Genomic DNA, 26,439 nt, shown 5'->3' on the forward strand with positions numbered 1-26,439 from the left:
CCAGTTGGTCCCCACCGACACCGGCACCGACCTGCTCCTGCGGCGCAGCTTCCGCGCGCCCGTAGAGGACGTGTGGGCGAGCATCACCGAGCCCGAGCGCAGCGCTCGCTGGTTCGGGCCGTGGAAGGGCGACGCCGGCCCGGGCCGGACCATCAGCGTGCAGATGGCGTACGAGGAGCAGGCGCCGTGGTGCGACGTGCTGATCGAGGCGTGCGAGCCGCCGCGACGGCTGGTCGTGTCGATGCTCGACGAGCACGGCGCCTGGCGCATCGAGCTGCTGCTCTCAGCGGCCGACGGCATCACCGAGCTGCGCTTCGTCCAGCATCTCGACAACGAGGACGCGATCGGCGAGGTCGGCCCCGGCTGGGAGTACTACCTCGACATGCTGGTGGCCGCCCGCACCGGCGCGCCGAAGCCGGACTTCGACGCCTACTACCCCGCCATGAAGCCGTACTTCGAAGGACTGCGCCGGCGGACGTCGTGACCACCGCGTCGGGCAGGCCCGGTGTTGACCGGGCGGCGGTCTGATTCCAGGATCCCCGGCGGGAGGGGCCGCAGCGCGGCGATCGGTCCAGGATCCGCTGCGCGTGCGGGTGCAGCGGCCCGCTGCTCGTGGCCGGCGGCGGACACCCGATGCGGAGGGCACCTGTCCCGGAGGCCCCGGGAACCGTCGGAAACCGTTCAGCTCTTGCTGATGGCCTGGCCGTCGCCGTCCATTGTGCGCTTGATCAGATCATGGCCCAGATCGAAGCGAATGCCGTCCGGGTTGGTCAGCCCCGCGTCGGCGTACCACGACCGGTCGGCTTCGGGGTGTGGTCCCACGAGCCCCACTCGTCCGGCGCCGAAGGTGGTGACGACGGCGGCGGCAGCGCCGGTGTCGTAGGTGGCCAGAACGGTGCCCGGCACCCCGGGTCGCAGCTTGAACGTCGGCCCGTCCTGGAAGTACATGTGCCGCACACGGCCGCGCCACCGCACCGGGATGACCGTGTCGTCGGTGCTGTCGACGCTCGCCCCGTCGGTGCTGATGTACTGGTCCACCTCTCCACGGATCAGCCCGAAACCGGTGTCGGCGGCGGCCAGGTACGCCCCCAGACAGAAACCGAGGTAGTGCCCCCCGTCACCGACGAAGCCGCGGATCAGCTCGGCGTAGTCACGCAGCTTGCGCCAGGCCGGCCTGACGTCGCCGCCGCCGGGCTGCGCGTAGACCGCCGCTTCGGCGAACGCGTCCGAGGAGATCTGCCGCTGCTCATGCGGACCGCAGTACTCGGTGCGGAACCCCGCCGGTGAACTGCGTAGCAGGGCTGCCACCGCCTCCGCGCAGCCGGAGCAGGCGGCTGGACCCCGGTAGACGAGTGCCAGCGGTCTGTCCCCGGAGACTGCCGACCTTCCGGCCCACCCCAGCGCGGCCAGGGCGCTGGCGGCAGCGACACCGACCAGCGCCCGCCGTCGGCTGATCCTGGGCGCCGCGCCGAGCGGCAGACCCAACCTGATCTGTCTCATGTCGCTCTGCTCCCGCTCAACCGCCGCGTCAAATCGTCGCTGGCCGGTCGACCGGGTATCCGCTCGCGCGCGGCGCCTCTGGTGAATACATCGACATGCCGGCCCGGCCGCGCCTTCGTCGGCTTGTCCGGCCGGCCACCCGACGAGCGGCGCGGGACAGCGCCGTGACGAGCCCTTCCAGCGGCCCCCTGCCCGCGGTCGCCCACCATGCGGTCCCGAGCAACACGATAGTCAGGGCCTGCACGAGGAATCCGGGCACGGGCGCGAAGGAGTCGAGGTCAGAGTTGATGAAAATGATGTGCGCGGTGTAGAACGACAGGGCCATGCCGCCGGCTGCGGCCAGGGGCACCAGCAGCACGGAGATCGCCCGCCGGGGCAGGGGCCGTGCGACGCGACTCGCGAGCAGCATGACGGCAAGCAGGGCGATCGCGCTTCCGGTCGTGCCGAGCAGATCGAGTGGCGTGCTGGTATGTGGCGCGTCGACCGCGAGCCACCACCACGTCGAGGTGGGGGTGCTGCCGTCCCCGCCCAACGTGAGGAGTTCGGTTGTCTCCGCCGCGTTCAGCCCGCTCTTCGGCTGGGTGAACCAGATCTGCCGCAGGCCCTCGTACCGGTTCAGCAGGATCGAAGTTGCCACCGGCGCCGCGGCGGCGAACGCGACTCCGGTGACGAGCAGCCCGACGATCGCTCTCATCCTGGTCAGGGTCAACCGCCCGATCACCAGGCCGGCACACAGGTACGCCAGCCACGCCACCGCCGGAAACTCCCCGGTGAGCGACAGCTCGCTGAGCACCGCGCCGGGGCTGCTGACGAGTTGCGCGAATCCCGCGTTGTCGTGGGTCGGTGCCGGCAGCTGCGGCAGCAGCATCATCCGGAGAACGGGAACGCCGGCGGCCACGACCAAGCCGGTGAACGCCACCAACCAGGTCGGCAGGAACACCAACGGGATCGCCAACACGAACATCACCGCGTAGTAGGGCAGGATCACCGCCGTCACTGACGCGTCGGCGTAGCCCAGTGCCAAGCCGATCGCGCCGATGGCCAGGGCCCGGACGATCAGCGCCGCCACCGCACCCGAGCGGGCGGTCGGGCGGACCCGCCGTCGATCGGTCAGGAACGCGATACCGAACCCGGCCAGCACCGCGAACAGTGCCGCCGTCCGTCCCCCGAAGATCGTGAACCACCAGGTCGGTCGCCCCGCGGCGTCGGAATTGGGTAACGAATGCACGGCGATCATTCCGAACAGCGCGACTCCCCGGGCGGCGTCCACGCCGAGCAGCCGGGCTCGCGCGACCGGCAGGTCGGTCGCCGGGGGCGGACCTGCGGTGTCCCGGGCGGCGGTGGCGAGCCTGTTCGCCTCGGCGGCGCGTTCGAGATCCTCCCACGTGAGGTTCACCGTCTGGGTCATGGCGTCATCACGCTGTCAATCAGGTCGCAGCCGAGGTCGGTGCCGAGCCGGCCGGTGGCGGGCAGTCCGGCGTCGAGAAACCAGTCGTCGGTGGCTTCGGGGTGCGGGCCGACGACGCCGACCCGGCCGGCGCCGAAGGGAGTGACCAGTGCCGCGACGGTGCCGTTCGGGTAGGTGGCGAGGATGTCGGCGTCGGCGTTCGGGCGCAGCCAGAAGTACGGGCCGTCCTGGAAGAACAGCGTCCGCCGCCGGCCGCGCCAGGAGACCTGGACGACGGTGTTCTTCTCGGAGTCGACGGTGGCGGCGGCGGAGGCGATGTACTGATCGGTGTCCCCGGGCAGCAGGGCGAAGCCGGGGGTGGCCCCGGCGAGGTAGCCGCCGAGGCAGATCCCCAGGTATCTCCCACCGTTGTGGACGAACTGCCGGATCTCGTCCTGGTGGCGCTTCAGGTGGCGGTAGCCGCGCTTGAGGGTGCCGCCGCCGGGCTGGGCGTACAACGCCGCCCCGGTCAGCACCTGATGGCTCAGTGGCAGGTCCTCGTCCGGGCCGACGTAGCGGACGTCGAAGCCCCACCGGCTGGACTTCAGCAGCGCCGCCACCGCCTCCGGGCAGCCGGGCAGCGTTGCCGGCCCCCGGTAGACCAGCGCCACCGGTGGTGGTGTCCCCTGCGGCAGGGGCGAGCGGATCGTCAGGCCACGGCCGGACAGTGTCCGCTCGCCGGCGGCGAACAACCGACCAAAGGCTCCCGAGGCCATCACGACCCCGCCGGCAACGGGTTGTCCAGCGTCAGTGCGGTGCAGCGCACCCCACCCCCGCCCTTGGCCAGCTCGGTCGTGTCCAGTTCAACGACCCGTAGGCCACCGGCCCGCAACGCGGCGGCCAGGCGCGGCGCCCCCTTGGTCATGGTCACGGTGACGCCGTCACTGACCAGATTGAGCGCGAAACGGGCCGCCTCCTCGACGCTCACCTCGATCAGGTCCATGCCGAGTCCACGCAGCCGCCGGCAGCTCGGCTCATCGAGGGCCTGCGGACAGTAGGCAAGCGTCCGCCCCGGCTCGACCACTGCCACCGCCAGGTCAAGGTCGTACCACCGGTGACTCACCGTCTGCAGCGGCACCACCTCGTAGCCCAACTCCCGCCCGAGCACCGCATGCATCCGCCGGTCCGTCCGCTGGCCGTAGCCGGCCAGCAGCAGATCACCACAGGCCAAGGCATCACCCTGGCCGCTGAACGGGTACGGCGCCTCCAGCAGTTCGAAGTCATGATTGATCAACCACTCCTGGAAATACGGCAACTCAGCCTTACGCTCCGGCGGCGGTGCCCCCAGCACAGCCCGACGGCCCCGCACCAGGGCCGCGTTCGCGGTGAACACCATGTCCGGACACTCCGGCGCCGACGCCACGTACTCGATGTGGCGACCCGCCGCTCGGTGCGCCGCCACGATCGCCTCGTGCTCGATCACCGCCGCCACCTGATCGGGCTGCACCTCGGTGTGCATGTACGGGTTGATCTCGTAGTCGACCCGGAAATGAGCAGCGTCGGAAACTAGTAGTGCCTTGTTCATTGAGCGGCTTTCCCTATCGTGAGCGGTGAATGGACGGAATCGGGTTGCTGCGGCGCGGTGCCATCCCCGGCGGTACGGTGCGGCATCAGGCCGCCAGTTGTTCGACGGGGTCGTGGTTGAGCACCCCTTGCGCGGGGATCCCCCGCCACCGGGTCCCGGCAGTGAGGTGTTCGCCCTTCATCAGTAGCGAAAGCGAGTCCAGGCTGACGTTGTCGCCGACAACGGCGTCATAGAGGACGACGGCGCGGGTGCCGATGGTCGCGCCGGGGCCGACAGTGACGACGGACATCTTCATCACCCGGTCCTCGAACAGGTGCGTCTGCAGCGACACCTCGGTGCCCACCGTGGCGTCGTCACCGATCTCGACCAGGTCGAACTCCGTCAGGTACGTCGTCCCGATCCAGGTGCGTCTGCCGACGCGGACGCCGAACCAGCGCAGCACCGGCGGCAGGAACGGCGTGCCGACCAGGAGCCCGACGCCGGCGGGGACGGCTGCGGCCTCGTAGAGGCCGGTGACGAACTCGGTGCGCCGGACGAAACCGCTCCACAGTGGTTTCACCTGCGGACGGTAGGTGCCGATGACGTTGCGCTTGGTCGCCGCGCAGAAGGCGATCACTGCGAGGCTCGACGCCATCGCGACGAACGGCGACACCAGCGCCGGCACGAGCAGTTCCCGGCCGTTGGCGAGCCAGGACAGCGCCAGGAGATACAGGTAGAAGCTGACGCCGAGCACCGACGCGGGCAGGGTGGCGCGGAAGAACTCGACGAACAGCCGGCGGGCCACCATCTTGCGCGGCGGGCGGAAGGTCTGCTCCTCGGAGAAGGAGCCGCTGCTCTGGCGCACCGGCAGGTGCATCGCCGGTGAGCCCAACCAGGACGTGCCCTGCGGGACACCCTTGTCGGGCGGCAGCGTGCCGACGCCGAGCAGGGAGCCGTCGCCCAGCACCGTGCCGGCCGGTACGAACGCGGCGTTGCCGACGAAGGCCCGGCTGCCGACCGTGGTGGGCAGGAACGCCACGCGACCGTTGGCGAACGTCGCGGCGCCGAGGCTGGCCATGTCGGCGACGAAGCTGTCCGCGCCCAGGGTGAGCAGGTCGGGGTCCAGGTGCGCGGCGGTGGAGACCTCGGCGCCGGGACCGACCCGGGCACCGAGCAGTCGCAGCCACGGCCCGGTGTAGAGGGTCGCGTACAGCGAGTTGGTGAACATCAGGCTGAACTCGAGCAGCTTGTCAGCGATCCACTTGCGCACGCCGAGCATCGAGTGCGCCCGGTGGTGGATGCCGACCGGTACCCGTGGCAGCACGAGACGTTTGCCGACGGCGACCCCCGCGCAGACGGTGAGCACGTAGACGATGCCGGCCGGGATGGTCGCGACCAGGCCGGCAAGCAGACCCCGGGTCAGCAGAACCCACCAGACCAGCGCCACGCTGGGCAGCACCATGGCGATCGCGCCGAGTTCCAGCCCGATCAGGCCGACCAGGGCGGCGGCCATATGATGCGGGCGCCAGCCGCTTCGCAGCTGCCGGTAGCTGAGCATGGATTCCACGGTGGGGGTCAGCCGGCGAGTCGGGGCCGGCGGTGAACCGGCCCAGCGCTCCCCGGGTGGCACAGCCTCACCCTGGACGAGGACGGACTGCTCGCCGACGCCGGCGTACGCCCCGACCGAGGAGCCCGGCTCGAGGACGGTGTTCGCGCCGACGAAGGCATCCCGCCCGATGGTGATCGGAGCGACGACGACCCAGCCGTCCTCTGCCCGCCATGGGCGCAGCGAGACGCCGTACCCCACGGAGGCGTTCCGCCCGATGGAGATCAGGCTGGGCAGGCTGATCGCGCTGGTCGCGATGATGCTCCGGCGGCCGACGCGGGCACCGAGAAGCCGCAGGTAGGCGGCGATCAGTGGAGAACCGCTGAGCACGGCCAGTGGTCCGATCGCGAGTAGCATGTTCAACGCCCAGAGCCGGACGTAGGTCGGTCCCCACAGGCGGTACCGGCCGGGTCGGATGCCCGCGGCCAACGGCCGGGCCAGCAGCACCGGCAGCACCCAGCGCACGGCGAGGTAGCTGAGCAGGATCGCGACCATCAGTTCCACGAGGACGCGGACGGACACGAAGCCGTCGTTGCGGGTGTAGACGTAGGAGACGGGAAGCGTGACGGCCAGCAGCAGCAGGTAGATCACGGCCCCCTGGCCGAACCCGGCCAGCGCGATCCGCCGGCTGCTGTGCCGCAGCGGGGTGGCACGGGGCGGAGCGGTCGGCCCTCCCACCCGCTGCGCGGCGGCGAGATGAGCTGCCATACCCCGTACGGTCGGATGCGCGTACAGGTCGCGGATCGCCGGGCTCACGCCGATCTTTCGGGCGCGCAGCAGCGACACGACCCGCGCCGCGAGCAGTGAATGCCCTCCGAGGTCGGTGAAGAAGTCCGCCTCGACCGAGAGCGCTTCGGCCTCGACGCCGAACGCCTCCGCCCAGGCCGCGCGTACCTGCTCCTCCAGCTCACCGTCGGCGGCCACGAGCGGGCCGGTGGCCCGGGTGAGCCGGCGGCTCGGCGCGGGCAGTCGTTTCCGGTCGACCTTTCCGCTGGGCATGGTCGGCAGCGCGGCGACGACATCCAGGAAGGAGGGCACCATGTAGCCGGGCAGCCGGGTCTGCAGGGTCTGGCACAGCCGGGCGATCAGGTCCTCCCACCCGCGCTCGTCGCCGTCGTGCGGTACAAGGTAGGCGGCCAGCTCGCGGGGAGCGTCCGGACCGTCGGCGACGGGAACGAGCGCCGCCACGGCCTCGGCCACACCCTCGTCCTCCAGCAGCACACTCTCGATCTCCCCGAGATCCACCCGATGGCCACGGATCTTGACCTCGGAATCCGCCCGGCCGAGATACTCGATCTCCCCGTCCTCGGTGAGCCGACCCAGATCCCCGGTGCGATACAGCCGACTGCCGGGCGGCGCCAACGGATGCTCGATGAACCGGTCCGCGGTCAGTTCAGGGCGCCCGACATACCCCCGCGCCACCCCCGGACCGCCGATACAGATCTCACCGACCTCACCATCGGCAACCGGCCGGCGCTGCTCATCCAGCAACACCACCGAGTAGGTCGGCAACGGCCGCCCGATGGTGACCAGCCGCCCGGGTAACAGCTCACCCCAGGTCGCGGTGACCGTGGCCTCGGTTGGCCCATAGGTGTTGAGAATCCGCCGACCCGGCCGGCTCCAACGCTCGACCAGCTGAGCCGGACACGCCTCACCGCCGACCAGCAGGTTCCGGATCCGCGGCAGATCGCGGGGAACCGTGGCCAGCAGGGTGGGCACGCAGTAGAAGACCGTGATGCCCGCCTCGTCCAGGAAATCCGCCAGCTCCGCCCCGAGACGCCGGGAGTCCGTCGGACCAGCCACCAACGTCGCACCGACCGACCAGGTCGGCCAGATCTCCTCGATCGCGAAATCGAACGCGATCGTCATGCCCTGATAGACCCGATCATCCGGACGTACGTCGTACACACCGGGCACCACGTCCAGGAAGTTGCAGATACTCGACTGCCCGACCTCGACACCCTTGGGCCGACCGCTGGACCCCGACGTGTAGATCACATACGCGCTGGGATCCCGGACACCGTCTCGGCCGAGCTCCGGCCGGTCGCCCGGCACCGCGGCGAGTTCGGCGGCGCACTCGTCGATCACGACAGCCCGCCGCTCACCCACCCGGTCGGCGAGCTCCGAGGAGGTCAACACCAGGTCGACCTCGGAATCCTCAGCGATGTACGCCACCCGGTCGGCCGGGGACTCGGGGTCGATCGGCACGAAAGCCGCCCCCGCCTTCCCCACGGCCAGCAACGCCACGTACGTCTCGACCGAGCGCTGCAGCAGGATGGCCACCCGGGCGCCGCCCGCGACGCCGAGAGCGCGCAGGTGATGGGCCAGCTGGTTGGCCCGCTCGTCCAGCTCGCGGTAGGTCAGCCGCTCGCTGCCGCACTCGAGTGCGACGGCCGACGGATACCGGTCGCACGCGGATTCGAACACGTGGTGCAGACGCCGCGTCCTGGTGACCTGGCCCTCGTCCCGTGGCCCGCCCACCGGATCATCGACGACCGGGGAGCCGACGATGACGCGCGCTTCCGCGTCCGAGTGACGCTCCGGTCGCAGGGGTGACGTGGACGCACCGATGTAATCGACCTGCTTCACGGAACGGAAACCTCCTGCGCCAACCACCCGGAACCACCTGTTGCCATGCAGCGATCACTGTGCGTAACTCGGCCGGCCACCAGGACGTGGCCCCGAGAATCCGCCAGAGTAAGACCAGGGCATCCGCCTACAGAGGGCGCGATTCACCGTAAGGTCCGCAATGCTTCACGGAAGGTAGCAAAACTCGCTAATGGTCATGTCCTGAACTAAAAATCTCGAACTTTTGGGCTGATTGGCAGGGCAGCGACCTGACTAACCCCGCAGTCAGGGGTCGCGCGCCGATGGCAGCCGGTGCAAGGCGCAGGCGGGAAGCCTCTACCCGCGACATCCACGGGCCTCGATGCCGAGCGGGCGAGGGGAGGGGCCGGCTGGGTGGCTGGCGGCGCGTTGGACGGCGGGCAGTCGCGATCAAATGAGGGCCGAACGGTCCCGAATGACGCCGGTTGAACCTGCGATCTGCAATTTGCTGGGTCGGAGACCGTGCGGGCGTTTGGATGCAACATAAAGCAACAGTGAAGGCAATTAACTATGTTGGATATTCCCTGGTGGGACAGTGTTTTGTAGATCAGCGAGGTAAGGGGCTATCAGCGATGGGATCCTTGCCTGCGGCGTGTGGATCCGGTCTCCTGCCACTTCCGGGAGCGTGAGAACCGTGACTGTCGCCCGGCAACCCTGCTGCACGAGCGCCGGGGCTTCGCGCCAGCCGTGCTCGTGCGTCCGCCGTCGCCTTGCGAGCCGGGGCGCCACCGCGGACGCAGCGGTGAGTGGCGGGGGAGTCGCCATGACGGGTGCGGTGGCTGACCAGCCGGGCGGGTGGGCGGGCAGGTCACGGACCGCCTGGCGAACGAGGTGGCGGACGGTGGTCCGCGAGGAGGTGCGGACGTCCGGCGGCAACCCGCCGACGCCCCGGCGACGCCGCTCCGCCGGCGAGGCCGCCTCGTCGATCAAGATTCGGCTCGCCCTCGATCCGAAGTATCGACGTGTGTCTCAGAAGTTGATTAGGCTGCCGGCACAGCACATCGACAGGAGGGGATGCGGGTGTCACGCCGTACCGGCAAGCCGTCGTACCTGCTCAGCGCCCCGACCGGCCGTCAACCGGGGGCGGCGCGCATCGGGGTCGCTGTGGCGGTGGGCCTCGTGCTCGCGCTGCTCGGCGGGGCGGTCGGCTACCGCGTCGGACGCCCGGACCGGACCGAGGCAGCGATCGCCGACATGCGCGCGGCGGAGACGCGCAAGGACGCCCAGCAGATCACCGAACTGACGAGCACCGCCCGCCGCCTCCGCGACGAGATCGCTCCGATCCTCACCTCGATCGGCGGCGAGCCGTCAGCCACCCGTCAGCCGGATCCCGCCCAGGCGCGCCAGTGGCAGCAGGTCCTGCGGCGTGCGGCGGAGCCCTTCGCCAACCCGCCGTCGGGTACGACGGCCACCAACGTCGCCCGAGGCTGCCTGCGCAACGCCGTGGAACAGGCCGCCCTGGCCGTGGACACCTTCGCCGTCGTCGCCAGCGCGCCGGCGGCCAACCGTGCGGCCCTGACCGAGTTGGCGAAGCGGCAAGCCAAGGGTGCCGCAGCCGCCTGGTCCGTCGCGGCCACCCAGCTTGACGAGATCAACATCGCTGCCGGCCTCGGTCACCAGCACGTCTTCCTGGGCACCGAAGGCGACGACCACGCCTCGGACGGGGCGGCCGAAGGTACCGGTGGCTGATCTTCAGGAGCATCCGGCCGGAGCGTCAGCCCATCGGTTTCGCAGGCCGGGTCGGCCGGACCAGTCGCAGGCGTCGATTTCGCCACCTGGGCCGGCCCGCGTGCCGACAATGAGGAAATGAGAGCGCAGAGGTACCTGAAGAGGCAACAAGCCGTGACTCGTCGTCGTACTCCATGGCCGCTGATGGCGGCGCTGCTTGCGGCGGGAGCGGCCGGAGCCGCGGCGGTACGGCGCCGCAAAGGCGCCGGGCGCACCGGACCCACCGGAACCGGGGCGACAGGTGACGTCAGTCAGACCGGTCAGGCCGGCGGTGCTTCTGTCCGGCCCGTCAGCCGCCCCGAAGGAGCCACCCAGGGCTGGCCGCAGGGAAGGTGAAGCAGCGGCTGTCTGAGCACCGCGGCAAAGCAGCCAGACAGACGAGCGCCACCCTCGGCCGGAGCGTCGCCGGGCGGGGGAGCGGACCGACTCAGCCAGTCTGAATCGACACCGTCAGGTCGGTGAACGACGCAGGGTTGGCCCCGTCCACGGTGTAGGCGCGGAACGCCGGGTCCTTGGTCAGACCCACCACGAAACGCGGCGCTGTCTCCGTGGTCGTTCCGGTGGTCGAGGGGGAAAGGCCGGCGGCGGCGAGGTCCAGCGCCGCGTCGCGCAGCGCGTACGGCCCGAACGCGTCGGTCGTCGGCGGCGCCGCCGCGCGGCTGCCCGCGACCACCGGCGCGCTGGCGGCGCCCTTCGTCACCTGCCACAGGCCGGGATCGTAGGCGTCGCCGTCGGTGAGGTAGCTCCAGCGCACGCCACTGATCGACCAGTGACCGCCGACCTGACCGACCTGGGCCGAGCGCAGGTCGAGAATCGACACCCCGTTGGTGCCCACCACCCGCGCGAACTCGCTCGCGGTGCCGGCTCCGGTGACGACCAGCGCCGTGTCCTCGCCCACCCCGTACACCCGGTCGTGGCCGGTGTCGGCGGCGAGCCTGATCGACCGGCCGGTCCGGCCGCGCGCGTCGAAGTGCGTGTCGACCAGCCCCGAGGTGAAGAGGTCGAACCCGCCGGCCGGCCAGTAGCCGAGGACCTCGTCGGTGTCGAAGTAGCCCGGCTGGGCGCCGTCGCGGACGCCGTAGTAGCTGAGCCCACCGGTGATCATGTCGGGGCCGGCGAGGATCTGCATGCCGGCGCTGGTGCCAGCCACCGGCGCGCCGGCGAGGAACCGCTGCCGGATCGCGGCGAGCACGGCACCGTCGGAGCCGTCCTCGTGGATCATCGACTGCACGTAGCGGAACTGGTCGCCGCCGGTGAAGAAGAAGCCCGTCATCGACGCGGCCAGGGCGGCGTACTCCGGGTCGTCACCGCTGCCGTCCCGCTTCACGTTCACCGGGATCCAGGTGACCTCCGCGGCCCCGTACCGCTTGAGGACCTTGCCGACCTGGTTGGCGCTCCAGTGCGGCGACGCCGACGACGCGCTCAGCACGCCGATCCGCGCCGCGGCACCGCCGGCCTGCCGGACGAACTCGCCGTAGACGGCGCTGTTGTCGTCGTCGAGCGCTCCGCCGATCAGCATCACCGCGCCGGGACCGGCGCTCTGAACGGCGGGATCGGCGGACGCGGCCGAGGACGGCAAAGCCGCCCCGGCCAAGGCAACGATCAGGGCGGTGAGCAGCGGCAAAAACCTCGGCCGGGTCATGCCAACCGACGCTAGACAGCCGTCCGCTGGGCGTCAAGGAAGGCGAATGTGTCGATGCGGTCACGGCGAAATGTCGGCGGTGCCCGCCGCCCGGGGTGGCCATCACCTCGCCGACGGTCTCGCCGACACCAGGCGTCCACGCCCGCACTCACGTGCTGACCTCGATGAACCGGCCGCGGCTGTCTCGGGGCGGTCGGCCTCCTGCCGGTCTTTCCGGAGGGCCCAACGGGCGGTCAGGACGGTCACACACGGATGGGTCCCGTCATGCGGCTGCTTACGTCCCGGTGGTCCGCCCCGTGCAGCGGTGTTCCACACTGGTGCGACCACGCCCTGTCAGGAGGCGCTAATGCGGCGTACGCGGGGTTCTGCTCAGGAAAGCCGGACCAAAGAGCAGAGCGAGCGGGGCCGGCGCCTCGATCTGCAGACCACGGCGATTGTGTTGGTGGTGATCCTCCAGGCCACGGCCATCGTCATCGACGTCACCGGCTTCTTTGACCGATCACCGGCGGCCGGCCCGGCGGTCAGGCCCTCACCGTCGGACCAGTTCAAGTACCAGGCGACAGTGCAGGACGGTCGGCGTGACCTGTTCGACGGGGAGCTGCACGTCACCACCGACCGGACGGTGAAGGTTGCCGAGTGGTTCGACGTCCGGGTCCTCGTCTGCGGACCAGCGAACAGCGATGAGCTCTGCCTCGCCCCGATGGAACCCACGACCCCTGGGGTGCAATTACACCGCCCCTCGACGAGCAAGACGGTGCCGATCGGCGGCCGTGTAGGCGTCATCCTGACCTCGCCCCACAGCGAGATCGAGATCAAGGACGACCTGAACCCCGCCGGCAGCGTCCAACCGCTCACCGATCCCACCGACGCCGCCAGCTGGTGGTGGAGTGTCCGGGCCAGTAAGCCAGGCACCTACGATCTGAAAGGGGCGGTGTTTGTCCTCGCCGCCGACACGGACCTCGAGCTGGTCACCCGGGACACCTTCACGATCCGGCTCACCGTCGAGCGCACATCGGAGTACACCGCAAAGCAGGTCTGGACGACGACCCTGGACGTCACGAAGTGGTCGGTGACCCAGATCATCGCAGTTCTCACCGCGCTCATTGGCGCGGGCGCGTTCGCCGCCTGGATTCGTCGCCGTCTCCGCTGATCGGCTGCCGCTATCCGCCTTCGGACGGCAGCGCCACCACCTGCGGGCGCAGCGTCAGTGCTGTGAGGCACCCTGTCGGCGGTCGGTCAGTCGGCCGAGGAAGCCTCGCGGCGGCGGTTTCGCGGCGGATGACCGTACGAATGCTGGTCCAAATGACCGGGGCGGCATCGACGTGGTTGCGCCGTTCACATGCACGGCATGCTCGATTGCCGCGATTCGCTCCGCCACGCCCAGAGGGCGTCCCGGCTGCTCCTGCCTGACCGCGGCGTACGACTACGGCTATCCCCGACCGCCCGTACGGCGATACCGTGCACGCACCGCCGCGGGCTGCGCCCCGGCGACAGGTCGGGACGCCGCCTTACGCGTCCCCGCCGCGCACCACCCGATCTCACGTCCGACGCCGGCGTAGTCGCCGGGAGAGAGGATCGAAGAGGATGCGCTCGAAACCCCCTATCTTCCGCTGGCGAACGGCGCGGGTGACCCTCGCAGCCGCCGTCGCAATGGTCAGCCTCGGCATTGTCGGCGCGCCCGTCCAGGCCCAGGGACAGTCCAAAGTCACCGTGATGACCCGGAACCTCTATCTGGGTGGCGATCTGACGCCGTCCATCGGCGCGCCGACAACGGCTGCGTTTCTGGCCGCGAACTCCGCGCTGTTCAGCCACGTCGGCCTCGTCGACTTTCCGGCGCGGGCGAAACTGCTCGCCCAGGAGATCACCGAGAACAAGCCGGATCTGGTCGGACTGCAGGAGGTCGCCCTGTGGCGCACCGGCACGATCGGTGACCCCGCACCGGCCACCGACATCCGGTACGACTACCTGGCGCTGCTCATGGGCGAGCTGAGCCGTTCCGGTCACCCGTACGACGTCGCGGTCGTACAGGCCGAGGCCGATCTGGAGGCGCCCGCGGGCGCGCCGCACTACCTGGACGTACGGCTCACGATGCGCGACGTCATCCTGGTGCGCCACGGCGGCCGGGTGAAGGTAACCGACTCCTCGTCCGGCACCTTCGTCAACAACCTCACGTTCACGCTCGCGGCGACGAACGGGACCGTGACCAGCACCCGCGGTTGGACCGCGGTGGACGTGGTGCACGGGCAACGACCGTTCCGGTTCGTGAACACCCACCTGGAGGCCTTCCACCCGGGTGTCCGTGTGCTGCAGGCCCGCGAGCTGCTGGCCGGCCCGCTGGCCACGGCGCCCGGTGACGTGATCCTCGCCGGTGACCTCAACACGGGCCCCAAACTGCCCGTCGCCGAGAACCGGCTCGCCTACGCGGCGCTGGTGGCCGGCGGAATGCGAGACACGTGGCTGATCCTGCATCCGGGTGAACCCGGCTACACCGCGGGTCTGGGCGATGACCTGAACCAGCCCGCCGGCGACGTCGAACACCGCATCGACATGGTCCTGTTCCGTGGGGCGGTCGTGCCCGTCTCGAGCCTCACCTTCGGGACCGAGCGGCAGACCCCCGACGGTCGGTGGGCATCGGACCACCTCGGCTACCTGGCCGTGCTGGCCCTGCAGTAACGCGAACGCTGCTCCGGGCTGGCCCACGGGCCAGCCCGGAGTTGACGCTGGCGTAGGCCCCCCATCGCGGGACAGCGGCCCGGAATGTCCCGAGATCCTGTGCCGGGGGCCGGAGACGGGTCCCGCTTGGAGTAGCCGCGGCCACGCGGTGGTGCGACTCCGGTGCGACATGTCCATCCGGTCGGCTGATGATCAGCGCGGATCACCGAGGCCAGGACCTGGTCGGCGGCCACTCGTCGTCATGAGCAGCGCCTCGCCGAGATCCGGACGGCCCGCTAGCCGTGCCGCCTGCCTGACGTCCTCCGCCGACATGGTGCGCACCAGTTTGACCCCGTGCTGGATCCCATCGTTGTCGCCGGCCGCCACCATCCGCAGAAACCACCGTACGGCCTGCACATTGTCGCGCGGACCGCCGATCCCGTCGCGGGCCCAGCAACCGAGCGTGTACATGGCGCCGGCGTGCCCGAGCTCGGCCGCCTTCACGTAACACTCGACGGCCTCTTCGTCCCGATCGACCCGGGCCAGCATGTCACCGAGCTTCGACACCGCGACCGGGATGCCAGCCTTCGCCGCACCTTCAAGCAACCGCAGCGTCTCCTCAAACGTCGCGTACGCGCCGTCGGCACGGTCGTTCAGGGCGGCCAGGTTGAACATCGCGTATGGATCGCCGTCCGCCGCCGCTTCCCGGAACAGCCTGACCGCCTTCGCCAGGTCCTGCCGGACGCCCAGCCCGTTGGCGTACAGGTGCCCCAGGCTCCGCTTGGCGACCGCATCGCCCTGCTGCGCTGCCGACTCGAACCAGCCACGGGCAGCCTTCGGCTTCCCCTCGATCTCAAGCTCGATCGCGCCGAGCAGCGACTGAGCCTCGAGGTCACCAGCCCGCGCCATCGGCAGCAGCGATCGCTTGACTTCCTTGACCTCCCGATCGGTCACCAGCGGCACGTCACCGCCGGTGACCGCAAGGAGACCACGGGCCCGCTCGCGCGGATTCATCTCGTCACGTTTCGACATGAGCCTGCCTTCTACCGCCGGCGGGGCGCGATTCGCGCCCCGCCGGTCTGATCATAGTTGTAACGTCCCGATCGCCGTCAGCTCCGATTCCCAGGTGCACCAGGGTGATCGAGGCTGAATCGGATCACAGGCCTGGTGGATAGGCGAATGGAACCCGCACTACGAATTCCATGTCGCCGGTCGGATGGAACGCCCATGTTCCACTCGGACTCGATACGACGATGGATCTATCTCCGTGCATGGCGGCGCCGGTGAGGAACTCCTGACATCCGCGACACGGATCTCGGTTGACGATGATCGGGCCATCTTGTTTGAGCACCCACGCCTGAGCTTCTGCATGACTGTTGAAGTAGCGACCGAAAATGCCGAGGTCATTGCCGTGACCCCGCTGCGACAAGCCGAACGCGCTCCGGAACGCGCCAACCGTCGCCGTGGCGACCCGGGTGAAGGCGCGCGAGGCCCTGCCCCATCCGGAAAGGGTGAAGAGGTGTCCGCCATCAGGGTTCTCCACTGCAGCAGCGGTCTTCCTGGAGGAGTGCCTCGGGAAGCTGATTTCGGAGGGGCCTGGCACGCCACAGTGGTTGAGGTCGACATTGTGTACGAGTACCGGCGTGTTGCTGGCGATGACGTAATAAGTGTGTACGTCGGTGACGGTGAGGTCGCGCATGTCCTCGCCGCCGGCGTAGTTGCGGACGGCGGTGACGGTGACGGTGTCGCCGTCGATGGTCCGCAGCTCGTGCCCGACGATCAGGTCGGCCGCGTACACCCACTCATCGGTGGTCTCGTCCCAGAACGGGTGGTGCTGTGTCGTGTTGAAGACCGTCGTGGCGCTGTCGTCCGTGCCGTCGGTGGGCGTGGTGTCCTTGACGGTCACGGTGAGGTCGGTCAGGTCGGTGTCGTGGTTGGCATGGAGTTGCTCGACGGGCCGGCCCTCGGTTTCGCCGGTCTCCGGGTCGGTGGCGGTGACTTCGTCGCCGATCTCGATGTCCTCGATTGGCTTGGTGGAGCCGTCGGCCATCAGGACGGGGGTGTCCGGGGCGAAGCTGTGCATGGGCGTGCAGCCGCCCCGGACCTTGACCGCGGCGCCCAGCGCCCCGCCGGCGACCCCGTCCAGCACGAGTTGCCGCCAGTCGACGCTGCCGGTGGATCCGTACTGGGTTACGGCGCTTTCGGTGACACCGGCGGCCGCGCCGGCGACGGCCTGCACCCCGCGGGCGCTGGCGGAGACCCCGGCCTTGACCGCAAGGAGTCGGGCCCCGGCCCCGACCCCGCCGCCGAGGGCCGCGGCGCCCAGGGCGAAGGCGGCAGCCTGGACGCGGTGCCCTGGTTCGGCGGTGTAGCCGGCGTAGCCGACGGTGCCGCCGACGACGGCTGCGGTGAGCAGGCATCCCCAGCCGGTGCCGCAGGCGGCGATGGCGACGGTGGCGCCGACGACCATGGCCCCGGCCACGATGGCGTTTTCGGTGTCCTGGCCGTCCCACTGGAAGCTGATGCCGCCACTGGGTGCCAGGCCCGTCGGGTCGGCGAGGCTGATCGGGTTGTGGTGGGCGTAGGCGTACGGGTTGAAGCTGGTCGGGTTGCCCACGTCGACCAGGGGGTCGGGGGCTATGAAGGTGCCGGTGTCCGGGTCGTACTCCCGGGCGCCGACGTCGAGCAGCTTGGTGGACGTGTTGGCGGGGGCGTTGAGGAAGCCGCGGTCGGTGGGCCAGTCGGTGACCGCGGCGCGGTCCGCGCCGTACGGGGTGTACCAGCGGCGCTGGACGTCCCCGCTGATCGGATCGACGGTGAGGTTGGCGCTGGCCTGGTGGTCGGCGGCCAGCCAGGCGAAGCCGTCCTTGGTGCGGACCGCCACGACTGAGCCGTCGTTGCTGTAGTAGCGGGTACCGCTGACCGCGTTGCCGGTGGCCTTGAACTCCTCGCCGCCGAGGCGGAGGGTCTTACCGCCGGGGTCACTGCGGATGAGGAGTTGACCGTCGGCGTCGTAGACGTGCTTGGTCTGCTCCTGCCCGCCGGCGGCGGCGACGAGAGCCCCGTCGAAGCGGCCTTCCGGGTTGATGGTGTAGTCGCTCTTGACACCCGCGACGGTGCGGGTCTTCATGGTGCCGTCCAGGTCGTAGCCGAACGTGTCGGTGCGGCTGGACCCGTTGGCGGTGACGGCCACGGACGCCATGGCGTGTGGCCGGGGCTGGCCGGCGGCCGGATAGGTGTACGTCCGGCTGGTGGTGCCGGCGCCGGTGCGGTGGGTGTCGGCGGTGCGGCGTCCGGCGTTGTCGAAGGCGAAGCTGTCCCAGTACGGGTGCTTGCCGGTGGCGCCGACATTGGTCGGGTCCGCCGCACAGTCGTCCGTGGCGGTGTACGCCTCGGTGAGCCGATGCAGCCCGTCGTAGCGGTAGCACTGGGACTGCCCGTCGGTGTGGTCCTTGATCGACGAGATGTCACCGGCGGCCAGGTACTTGTACCGGTCGTCCTGCACCGTCTTACGCGTGCCGGGCGTGGCCGGGTCGGGCAGCGTGGCGGAGATGCCCGCCAGACGGCCGGTGGCCGGTTCCCAGCTGTAGTTGCGGATCAGTTCCCCGGCCCCCGGCGTGCCGTAGGTCCGTGCGGCCAGCTGCCCGACGCCGGTGTAACTGGTGGCGGTGACATAGCTGTTGATGCCGGCGAGCCTCGTGACGTAGCCGAGACTGTCGTAGCTGGTGCCGACGGTCTCCGCCGGCAGACCTGCCCGCGCGTCGTAGGTGATCGAGGTGAGGTGGTTGGCGGCGTCGTAGCCGTACTCGGTCTCGTAGCTGCCGGCGAGCGTCCCTTCGGCGTTGGGGATGATCCACCGGGTTCCGGTGGGTCGGTAGCGGTCGTCGTACCCCATCGGCTCGACGACGTAGTCGGCCGTGCCGACGTGCCGGGTGGTCCTGGACAGCTGCCCCTTCGCGGCGGTGAGGCTGTCGTACTCGTAAGTCGCCAGCTTCGTGCCGGTGTTGAACTCCCCAGACCAGCGGGAGGCGAGCCGGCCCAGCGCGTCGTACGTCAAGGTGATCTTCTGGCCGCGCGCGTCCGTGGTGGACTTCAGGTCGCCAGCGGCGTTGTACGCCGACAGGGTGGTGCCGGTGTTCGGGTCCTCCACCTTGGTACGCAGACCCGCCAGGTTGTAGCTGTACCTGGTGACGTTCTTCTCTGTGGGATCGGTGACGGTGGCCAGGTTTCCGGCGGTGTCGTAGCCGTAGACGGTCGTCTCCGACGTGCTGGTGGTGGGGTGGACGGTCAGCCGGACGGGCCGGCCTGCCGCGTCGTACATCGTGGTGGTGTCGCCGCCGGAGGGCGGGTTCACCGTGTGCCGGTTGCCGTCGTAGCTGTGCGTGGTGCGCCACTTCTCGGTGCCGTTGGCCTGCAGCGCGGCGGCGGTGAGCCGGTTGAGGTTGTCGTAGCTGTAGACCGTCTGCGACGGCACGTTGGCGGCGGCGGCGGTGACCAGCGCGGAGCCGGCGATCGCCGCGTTGTGGAACGGCGCGGTCTGCACCGCCACCTGGCCCCGGCCGTCGTACTTGGTCTCGGTGATGATCCGCCCGCCACCCGGTGCCGCGGCCTGGGTGTTTCGGGTACGCAGCCGGCCGTCGAGGAACTCGTACGAGGTCAGGTAGGTCGGGCTCGTGCCGGGTTCGATGGCGCGATCCTGGAGCGCCTCCGTGGTGAGCTTGCTCGGCAGGTCACCTCGGATGTCGTAGCTGTACTTCATCGAGGGCGGGTCGCCGTTGACCTTCTTCTCGGTGGGCAGGTAGACCGCGGTGCGCCGGCCCAACTGGTCGTACTCGGTGGTGGTCGTCCTGTTGTTGGCGTCGACCGCCTGGGTGGGCACGCCACGGCCCTCGTCGAAGCTGACGGTCGACGTGTGCCCCAGCGGGTTGATGACCTTGGCTTCCTTCAGCGGCAGGTTGTCGCTCGGCGTGTAGACGGTCGTGCTCGTCTGGCCGCGGGCGTCCTTGTTCGCCAGCGGCCGCCCGCGTTGGTCGTAGGTGGCTTCGGTGACCGCCCACACGTCGGTCGAGTTCAGCGTCTGGTTCTTGGTCTTCAGCCCTCTCGTGGGTGCGGCGTGCAGGGTGGTGGTGCTGTCGTAGAAGGTCTGGCTGACCGACAGGACGGTCCCCGTGCCGCAGGCTCCGGCGTACTCGGTGACCTGGGACGGGTAACCGACCAGGTACGCGGCCTCGTTACGGGCGTACTCGGTGCGCACGCATGTGTCGTCGGCGGCGACGGAGACATCGCCGAGATCGCGGGTGTCGGTGGGCAGGCCGTACTTTGTGTCGTAGCTGGCCTGGCCCTCCGTCCAGCGCCACTTGCTGTCGGCGGCGATCCAGGTACGGGCCTTCGTGGTGGTTTCGCTCACCCGGTGGGCCCGCATCTCCTTGCCATCGGTGACCGGCGCCGCACGGGTGCCGGTGCGGGTGACGGTCGGCACGTGGACCGTCGAGCTGTTGATCTTCGTGCCGTCGAGGTCGAGGCTCTCCCGGAGGGAGCCGTGCAGTCCGTCCGCGTCGAGGAACCGGTTGGTCCACTTCTGCGAGATCGAGCCATTGCAGTCCGCGATCTTCAGCTGGCCGCTGGCGTCGCCGGTGGTGCCGGTGGCGGCCTCCAGGCACCGGCCCGAGTGCGGGTTCTTGAGGCTGCCGTCGGCCTGCTGCTCCCACACCTGGCTCCACCCGGTGTAGCAGGACCACAGGTGCACCAGGGTTCCGCTGGCCGTGTTCGGCCCGGAGATGTCCAGGCACCTGCCCGACGTGGGGTTCTTCAGGCTGCCGTTGCCCTGCAGCTGCCACACCTGGTTGGCCTGGCCGCTGCACTTGCGTGGCCAGACCTTGGTGCCGTCGGTGGTTCCCGAGTTGGCGATGTCGATGCAGCGGTTGGCCTGCGGGTTGACGAGGTTCTGGTTGTTCTGCGGCTGCCAGACCTGGTTCCAGTCCCCGGTGCAGTCCCACAACTGGACCCGGGCACCGTTCGCGGTCCCCCACGAGGAGATGTCCAGACACCGCTTCGACTGCGGGTTCCACAGGCCGCCGTCGGGGCGGGGCTGCCAGACCTGGTTCGTGTCACCGGTGCAGGTCCAGATCTGCACCTCGCTGCCGTTGGCCGTGCCCCAGTTGTCGATGTCGAGGCACATGCCGGTCTCAGGGTTCTTGACCGCCCCCGACTCGGAATCCCAGTGCCAGACCTGGCTCCAGTTGCCGTAGCAGTTCCACAGGTGTACCGACGTGCCCGCGACCTTGCTCGCGTTGACGATGTCCAGGCACTTGCCGCCCTGGCCGGAGACCGACCCGTCGAGTCCGGGTGTGCCGATCGGAGCGAGCAGGCCGGTGCGGCGACTGAACCACTCCGGACCCGTGCCGTCGGCCTTGTTCTTGTCGTCGCCGTCCATTCCCCGGTGGAAGACGTTCCGGCTGACCGTCTCGACGTTCTCACTGGCTTCCTTGGTGGCCGTCACCGTTCCGTAGCCGCGCCATTGCGACCACGTCCGGTAGGCCAACTGGACGGTCTCGTTGCTGTCGTGGGCCCACAGAGCGCTGTCAGACGACGACTCGTTGGTGTACTTGTAGAAGGTCCACTCGTCCGGTGACCCTCCGGTGAGGTCCCGCTCCGTCACGACTGCGACCAGGTACTTGTAGAACCAGCCGTAGCCCGCCGGCTGCTGCTCGTCGTTCGGCTTGTGGTGCTGGGGAAAACACAACTGCGGGTTGTTGTCCGGGATGGGCGCCCACGATCGGTGGCACTCGACCCCACCCTCGGGCGTGCGGGTGTAGGTGACCCTGGTCTCCGCGCCGGTTCCCGTCCGTACGGAGGTCAGCCGGTAGTGCACGTACGGCGGGACGCCGGCGTCGGCTCCCCAGTCCACCCGGTTGCCCCAGGGCTCGCCGCCGGCCGGGTCGGTGAAGTCGCCGCCGAACTCCATCGACGGCTCCGCCAGGGTGGTGGCGTCGCGCCCGTACCCGGTGTGCCTGATGGACTGCAGCCACAGGTTCGGAGAGGTGTCCGGCGCACCGGCCGGCGCGATCACGTCAGGGTTGGGCGGGTAGGTGTGGGTGAGGTCCCATCGGTCGACCTTGCGGTACTGCCCGGAGCTGGAGTCGAGCACCTCGGTGGTGATGCTGGCCAGCCGGTACCTGTTGAAGAAGGCCGGGCTGCGTTCGGTGCACGAGGTTTGCTCGGGAGTGCAGTACAGGTCCAACGGGGTATCGACGTAGTCGGCGTCGGCGCACGACCCGACGCAGCGGTTGGCATGGCCGAACAGGACCCGCATCGGCGCGTTGCCGGAGTGCTCCGACCCGGCCCGGTCGCCGTAGTCGATGAAGTCGAGGTTCGCCGCCAGGTCGTACAGGAAGGTCGAACCCAGGGTGGCCGTTCCCGGCTGGTACCTGCCCTCGAACGGCTTGTAGACGTACGTCATCGAGTTGCCGCGCGGGTCGATGACGTAGTCGAGGTTCCACCGGTACGCCTCCCGGCACATGGTGTTGGCGCACGGGTCGCTGGCGTCGTCGCCGTACACGGCGACGGTCTGCACCGAGTTGGTGCGCTGGTTGTCGTTCGCGTACCGCTTCTCGACGCCGAAGAAGTACTGGGTGCCGTCCTGTGCCGTCACCTTCCAGTACTCGTTGTCACCGTCGTCGTTGTCGGTGTCGTTCCGCTTCTCGATCTTCAGCCCGTCGTCCTTGGCCGACCGCCAGCCGTTGGTGCCGTCGCGCACCAGCGGCGCCGACTGGCCGGCGAAGACCAAGGTCGCGTTGTCGGGGGAGAACCAGCACAGGTCGCCACGCAGGGTGCTGCCGGCCCCGTCCTGCGAGCACGGCCGGTAGGACCGCTCGATGTAGCCGACCTGGAGGTCCCAGCCCTCACCGATCCAGGACACCTGGCCGTTCTGGGCGAGGGTCTGCCCGTCCACGAGGCCGCTGTCGTAACTCAGGGCCAGGTTCGGCGCCGGTCCCGGTGCCGGCGGCACGGCGATGGGATAGCTGTACGCGAAGCTGCCCCCGATGCTGCCGGCCGACCACGAGTACGCCTGCCGCAGCGACGTCGCCTCGAAGGTTCCCCCCGCTGAGGACGCCGACGGTGTCAGCGCGATGGTGGTCGTACCCGCCTGGGTGAGCGTCACGTCGGCGGACAGCGTCCCGGCCGCGTTGACGGATCCCAGGTCCTTCCCCACCCGGCAGGATCCCTTCGCCGGAGTGCTTACGGCGCAGGCGGGCAGTTCGACGAGCCGTAGCCGGCCCGCGTAGTCGCCGCCGAAGGCGTTGGCGAACTGCGAATAGTCGATCCGTATCCGCGCTCGACCCGGCTGGCTCACCCCGTCGGCACGGCTCAAGGTCAGCAGCGCGCCGGACACCCCGGCGGCCTGCGCCGCGGCCTGGTCGCGAACCTGCACCCGTACCGAGTGCGGCGGCTTGGCTGCCCGGTCCGGCCGCGCTTCGTCCTGTCGTGACGGAGCGGCGGAAGTGAACGTTACGGGCAGGTCACCGACCTTCGCGGCCTTGCCCGAGACGGCTACCGTGCCCGACGCGGCCCCTGGCAGCGTCTTGCGGGTGACGGAGGTGATGCCGGGGCCGTCCGTGGCGGTCTTCTTCGGCGCCCGCGGCTTCACCTTGCTGACAGGTATGGACTTGCGCGACTCCGCACCCGGCGTGGGGCGCTGTTCGGCGTACGCGGGCACATGCGTCAACAGGCTCGCCGTCAACGTCAGTACCGTCGCGATCACCAGTGCGGGCCATCTGTGCCTGGTGGTGGTCTGCCGTGCCGTCATGGCTCGGTGGTGACCACGAGATGGGCCTCGGGTATGTGTCGAGCGTGCGGGCATGGGTCCTCCTGTGCCGTCGCAGGTGCCCGCACGGTACGACCGTTCATTTATACGTACCGATATAGTCTTCGTATCGTCGCACCGCGTGAGCCGATGCGAAAAAGGTTGGCGCGGAGCGGGGAGGGCGAACCCGATCGCGACCGACCGAGCCACGAGCCGGCGCACGAGGGGGTCGAGGTTGCTGTCACGACCTTCGATCCTTGTCGGCGGTGGCACGTGGCGTCCGGTGCCGGTGGCTCACGTGTCACGTGCTGTGATTGCCTGATGCCGACACGCTCGCCGCGCACGTCGAGTGGACGTCACTGTTGCTCGGCGGTGACCGATGGTCCGAAGAAGGCCCGATCTCTGAGAGCGCTCCCGCCGGTGATTCCGTTACGCCGACACGCCGCTCCGCAACATTGATGATCATCACCTTTTTCGGCCGTCGATATGCCTTGTTGTGCCGACGGCGGCCCCCTTAGCCTGGGCGCGCGCTCGAAGTTCGACGGGGGAGCGGCAAGATGCAACTGCAGATTCGGCTATTGGGCGCAGTGCAGCTGAGAGTGGACGGCCGGATCGTCACTCCGGGTGCGCGGAAGCGACGGGCGATGCTCGCCGGGCTCGCGCTGGCGGCCAACCGGTCCATGTCGTTGAACCGGCTGGCCGAGATGGTCTGGGCCGATGCACCACCGGCATCCGCCATGGCGAACCTCCGTTCGCACGCCGCCGGGATCCGCCGGTTGATCGGTCACCGACTGGTTGCCCGCCCGAACGCGTACGAGTTGCGGCTCGAACCGCACGAGCTGGACGTCATCGAGTTCCAGCGGCTGGCGGAAGAGGGTCGCAGCCGGTTGACCACCGAGGATCCGACCAGCGCCATCCCGACGCTCACCGCAGCACTGGCGCACTGGCGCGGGGCAGCGGGTGAGGGCCTGCCCGGCGGCACCACGCTGGACAGCCGTTGGGCGAGCCTGGAAGAGCAGCGGCTCCAGGTCTTCGAAGAGTTGACCGAGGCGCGATTGACGGCCGGAAAGCACGGCGACGTGCTCTCCGAGCTCCGTGAACACCTCGCCGCCCACCCACTGCGGGAGCGGGCATGGGGGCAGCTGATGCTCGCCCTCTACCGCTGCGGTGACGTGCCGGCCGCACTGGGCGCCTATCGGGACGCGCGCGCCCGGATGGACGAGCAGCTCGGCATCAAGCCGGGCGAGGAACTCGACGCCCTGCACCGGGCGATCCTGAACCGGGCACCCCAAGTCTCGTACACCCGGCCAACCGCCGTGACCGCGACGTCACCGACGCCGGTCGGCGAGCACCGGACCGCCGGCGTCCCCGGCTGGACCGTGCCCCGTGAGCTGCCGGCGGACCTGGCGACCTTGGTCGGCCGTACCGCCGAGACCGCCGACGTCGTCGCGGCACTGACCTCGGCTACTCCCTCCGTCGTGGTCATCACGGGCCCACCAGGCAGCGGCAAGACCGCACTCGCCGTGCGCACCGCCCGCGCCGTCGCCGCCGGATTCCCCCACGGACAGGTCTTCGTCGATCTCGGATACCGGACCTCCGTAACGTCCGATGAGGTGCTGGGCCGAGTGCTGCGCGCGCTCGGTGTCGCTGCGGCCGACGTACCGGACGACACCGACGAGCGCGCCGGCTGGTTCCGCTCGCTGGCGGCCGGACGCCGGCTCCTGCTGGCCATTGACGGCGTCACCCGAGCTGCCCAGGTGCGGCCGCTGCTACCCGCCGGACCCGGTCCGGCCCTGATCGTGGTCGGTCAACGGCGCCTGCGCAGTCTGGAGGGAGCACGGCGGATCACCCTCCCGCCGCTGACCGCTACCCGGGCCGGTGCCCTGCTAGCCGCACTCGCCGGACCGGGCCGAATGGCGGCGGAACCAGCCGCCACCGCCGAGCTGGTCCGGCTCTGCGCCGGCTCGGTGCTGGCGCTACGGATCGCCGGCTCGAGGCTGGCGAGGTGGCCGGAAATGCCGGTGGCCGCTCTCGTCAACCAGCTCGCGGAAGGCCGCGGCCGGCTGGATCTCCTGACGTACGACGACCTGTCGGTGCGGGCGAGCCTGGCGGCCGGTGTCGCGGTGGCCCAGTCCGAGGACGAGGTGGCGGGTCGGCTCCTCGAACTGCTCGGCACCTGTCCCGAGGGCCCGGCGGAGGTGGACCGCGCCGCCGCGCAGCTCGGCGTCTCCAGTCACCGGGTGCGCCAGGCCCTTGAGGACCTGGTCGACGCGCACCTGGTCCACCGGGACGGGCCGGGCAGCTACCGACTACCGGCCCTGGTCCGCGACTTCGCCGCCGAAATGGCTGCTGAGCCGTTGACGCCGGTGCAGGACAAGGCGCAACCAATCCCTTACACAGGTTGACCTGGCAGCCCGGCTAGCAGTTGTGCGGGGTCGCCCGCGTACCTGGCGAGTTCGGCGAGGACCGGGCGCCCGCACGCCGGCGCTGCGGACCGCAAGACGTACGCCGGCGGCAACGGCCCGGCCTCTGCACGTGGTTGCTGATCGCAGCCGGCCGCCGGGCGGACGGCGCGACGGCCGGGGTGCCGGGGGAAGGGGCTCAGCCGGCCTGGATCGACCCCGCCAGTTCGGTGAACGACGCAGGGCTGGCCCCGCCGGTCGCGTAGGCCCGGAACGCCGCGTACATGGTGAAGCCCACCGTGAAACGCGGCTCGGCCTGCGCCGGTCGGACGCACGGCGCTCCACTTCGACGAGCGGGGCCCGGAGGCGTTTAGCGGGAAGTTGGGGTGTGGGTTCCGACAGGCTCGACCCCGAAGAACGTCCGCACCGCCGCCCGTACCTCCTCGGGGTCGTTGGCCATCGCCGTGCGCGCCTGCGGGAGCAGCGCCTCGGTGTCGCCCTGCCGCTGCCGGTCGAGGTCCGCCAGCAGCTCGTCCACCGACGGCACC

The 26,439-nt window shown here is 70.0% G+C and carries 14 protein-coding genes; 6 read left to right on the top strand and 8 right to left on the bottom strand.

The window, feature by feature from the left end; all coding sequences use genetic code 11:
• The coding region (locus NCC78_RS08855) for an SRPBCC family protein (RefSeq protein WP_250793280.1) at window positions 1–484 on the top strand (484 nt) is incomplete at its 5' end.
• A 197-nt stretch (window positions 485–681) separates the two neighbouring features.
• On the opposite strand, the gene NCC78_RS08860 is transcribed toward NCC78_RS08855, so the two are convergent.
• The 5 genes from NCC78_RS08860 to NCC78_RS08880 form a co-directional block, all read right to left on the bottom strand.
• Window positions 682–1,500, bottom strand: a complete 819-nt coding sequence (locus NCC78_RS08860; RefSeq protein ID WP_250793282.1) for a BPL-N domain-containing protein — start codon at window positions 1,498–1,500, stop codon at window positions 682–684.
• Between the two features lie 28 nt (window positions 1,501–1,528).
• On the bottom strand, window positions 1,529–2,770 hold the full coding sequence (locus tag NCC78_RS08865) for a heparan-alpha-glucosaminide N-acetyltransferase domain-containing protein (protein WP_250793284.1): 1,242 nt from the start codon (window positions 2,768–2,770) through the stop codon (window positions 1,529–1,531).
• Between the two features lie 134 nt (window positions 2,771–2,904).
• Window positions 2,905–3,663 carry a BPL-N domain-containing protein gene (locus NCC78_RS08870; RefSeq protein WP_250793286.1) on the bottom strand — a complete coding sequence of 253 codons (759 nt, stop codon included), beginning with the start codon at window positions 3,661–3,663 and terminating at the stop codon, window positions 2,905–2,907.
• Window positions 3,663–4,406, bottom strand: a complete 744-nt coding sequence (locus NCC78_RS08875) for a dimethylarginine dimethylaminohydrolase family protein (protein ID WP_250793287.1) — start codon at window positions 4,404–4,406, stop codon at window positions 3,663–3,665. Before NCC78_RS08875 ends, NCC78_RS08870 begins: the two co-directional genes overlap by 1 nt.
• 151 nt (window positions 4,407–4,557) lie before the next feature.
• A complete protein-coding gene (locus NCC78_RS08880) occupies window positions 4,558–8,646 on the bottom strand; it encodes a Pls/PosA family non-ribosomal peptide synthetase (protein WP_250793289.1) in 4,089 nt (1,362 codons plus the stop codon).
• A gap of 1,032 nt (window positions 8,647–9,678) precedes the next feature.
• Between NCC78_RS08880 and NCC78_RS08885 the strand changes: the two genes are divergently transcribed.
• Entirely contained in the window at window positions 9,679–10,353 is a 675-nt protein-coding gene (locus NCC78_RS08885; RefSeq protein ID WP_250793290.1) for a hypothetical protein, read from the top strand.
• A 466-nt stretch (window positions 10,354–10,819) separates the two neighbouring features.
• On the opposite strand, the gene NCC78_RS08890 is transcribed toward NCC78_RS08885, so the two are convergent.
• Complete coding sequence (locus tag NCC78_RS08890) at window positions 10,820–12,034, bottom strand: cyanophycinase (protein WP_250793291.1); 1,215 nt, start codon at window positions 12,032–12,034, stop codon at window positions 10,820–10,822.
• 79 nt (window positions 12,035–12,113) lie between these two features.
• Here NCC78_RS08890 and NCC78_RS08895 point away from each other — a divergent pair, with 79 nt between their 5' ends.
• Window positions 12,114–13,184: a hypothetical protein gene (locus NCC78_RS08895; RefSeq protein ID WP_250793292.1), complete on the top strand. Its 1,071-nt coding sequence runs from the start codon at window positions 12,114–12,116 to the stop codon at window positions 13,182–13,184.
• Between the two features lie 563 nt (window positions 13,185–13,747).
• Window positions 13,748–14,707, top strand: a complete 960-nt coding sequence (locus NCC78_RS08900; protein WP_250793293.1) for an endonuclease/exonuclease/phosphatase family protein — start codon at window positions 13,748–13,750, stop codon at window positions 14,705–14,707.
• A 192-nt stretch (window positions 14,708–14,899) separates the two neighbouring features.
• On the opposite strand, the gene NCC78_RS08905 is transcribed toward NCC78_RS08900, so the two are convergent.
• Window positions 14,900–15,718: a tetratricopeptide repeat protein gene (locus NCC78_RS08905; RefSeq protein WP_250793294.1), complete on the bottom strand. Its 819-nt coding sequence runs from the start codon at window positions 15,716–15,718 to the stop codon at window positions 14,900–14,902.
• 124 nt (window positions 15,719–15,842) lie between these two features.
• Window positions 15,843–23,117: a ricin-type beta-trefoil lectin domain protein gene (locus tag NCC78_RS08910; protein WP_250793295.1), complete on the bottom strand. Its 7,275-nt coding sequence runs from the start codon at window positions 23,115–23,117 to the stop codon at window positions 15,843–15,845.
• Window positions 23,118–23,274: 157 nt separating this feature from the next.
• On the opposite strand from NCC78_RS08910, the gene NCC78_RS08915 reads away from it, so the two are divergent.
• Complete coding sequence (locus NCC78_RS08915) at window positions 23,275–23,505, top strand: hypothetical protein (protein ID WP_250793297.1); 231 nt, start codon at window positions 23,275–23,277, stop codon at window positions 23,503–23,505.
• 571 nt (window positions 23,506–24,076) lie between these two features.
• A complete protein-coding gene (locus NCC78_RS08920; protein WP_250793299.1) occupies window positions 24,077–25,894 on the top strand; it encodes an AfsR/SARP family transcriptional regulator in 1,818 nt (605 codons plus the stop codon).
• Window positions 25,895–26,439: the final 545 nt, after the last annotated feature.

The organism is Micromonospora phytophila, assembly GCF_023656545.1.
Lineage (GTDB): Bacteria > Actinomycetota > Actinomycetes > Mycobacteriales > Micromonosporaceae > Micromonospora > Micromonospora phytophila.

Excerpts from the sequence above, each read along its gene's own strand:
- NCC78_RS08870 (WP_250793286.1), bottom strand. The coding sequence starts at position 3,663 with ATGGCCTCGGGAGCCTTTGGTCGGTTGTTCGCCGCCGGCGAGCGGACA.
- NCC78_RS08860 (WP_250793282.1), bottom strand. The coding sequence starts at position 1,500 with ATGAGACAGATCAGGTTGGGTCTGCCGCTCGGCGCGGCGCCCAGGATC.
- NCC78_RS08885 (WP_250793290.1), top strand. The coding sequence starts at position 9,679 with ATGCGGGTGTCACGCCGTACCGGCAAGCCGTCGTACCTGCTCAGCGCC.
- NCC78_RS08875 (WP_250793287.1), bottom strand. The coding sequence starts at position 4,406 with ATGCACACCGAGGTGCAGCCCGATCAGGTGGCGGCGGTGATCGAGCAC.
- NCC78_RS08890 (WP_250793291.1), bottom strand. The coding sequence starts at position 12,034 with ATGACCCGGCCGAGGTTTTTGCCGCTGCTCACCGCCCTGATCGTTGCC.
- NCC78_RS08900 (WP_250793293.1), top strand. The coding sequence starts at position 13,748 with ATGACCCGGAACCTCTATCTGGGTGGCGATCTGACGCCGTCCATCGGC.
- NCC78_RS08905 (WP_250793294.1), bottom strand. The coding sequence starts at position 15,718 with ATGTCGAAACGTGACGAGATGAATCCGCGCGAGCGGGCCCGTGGTCTC.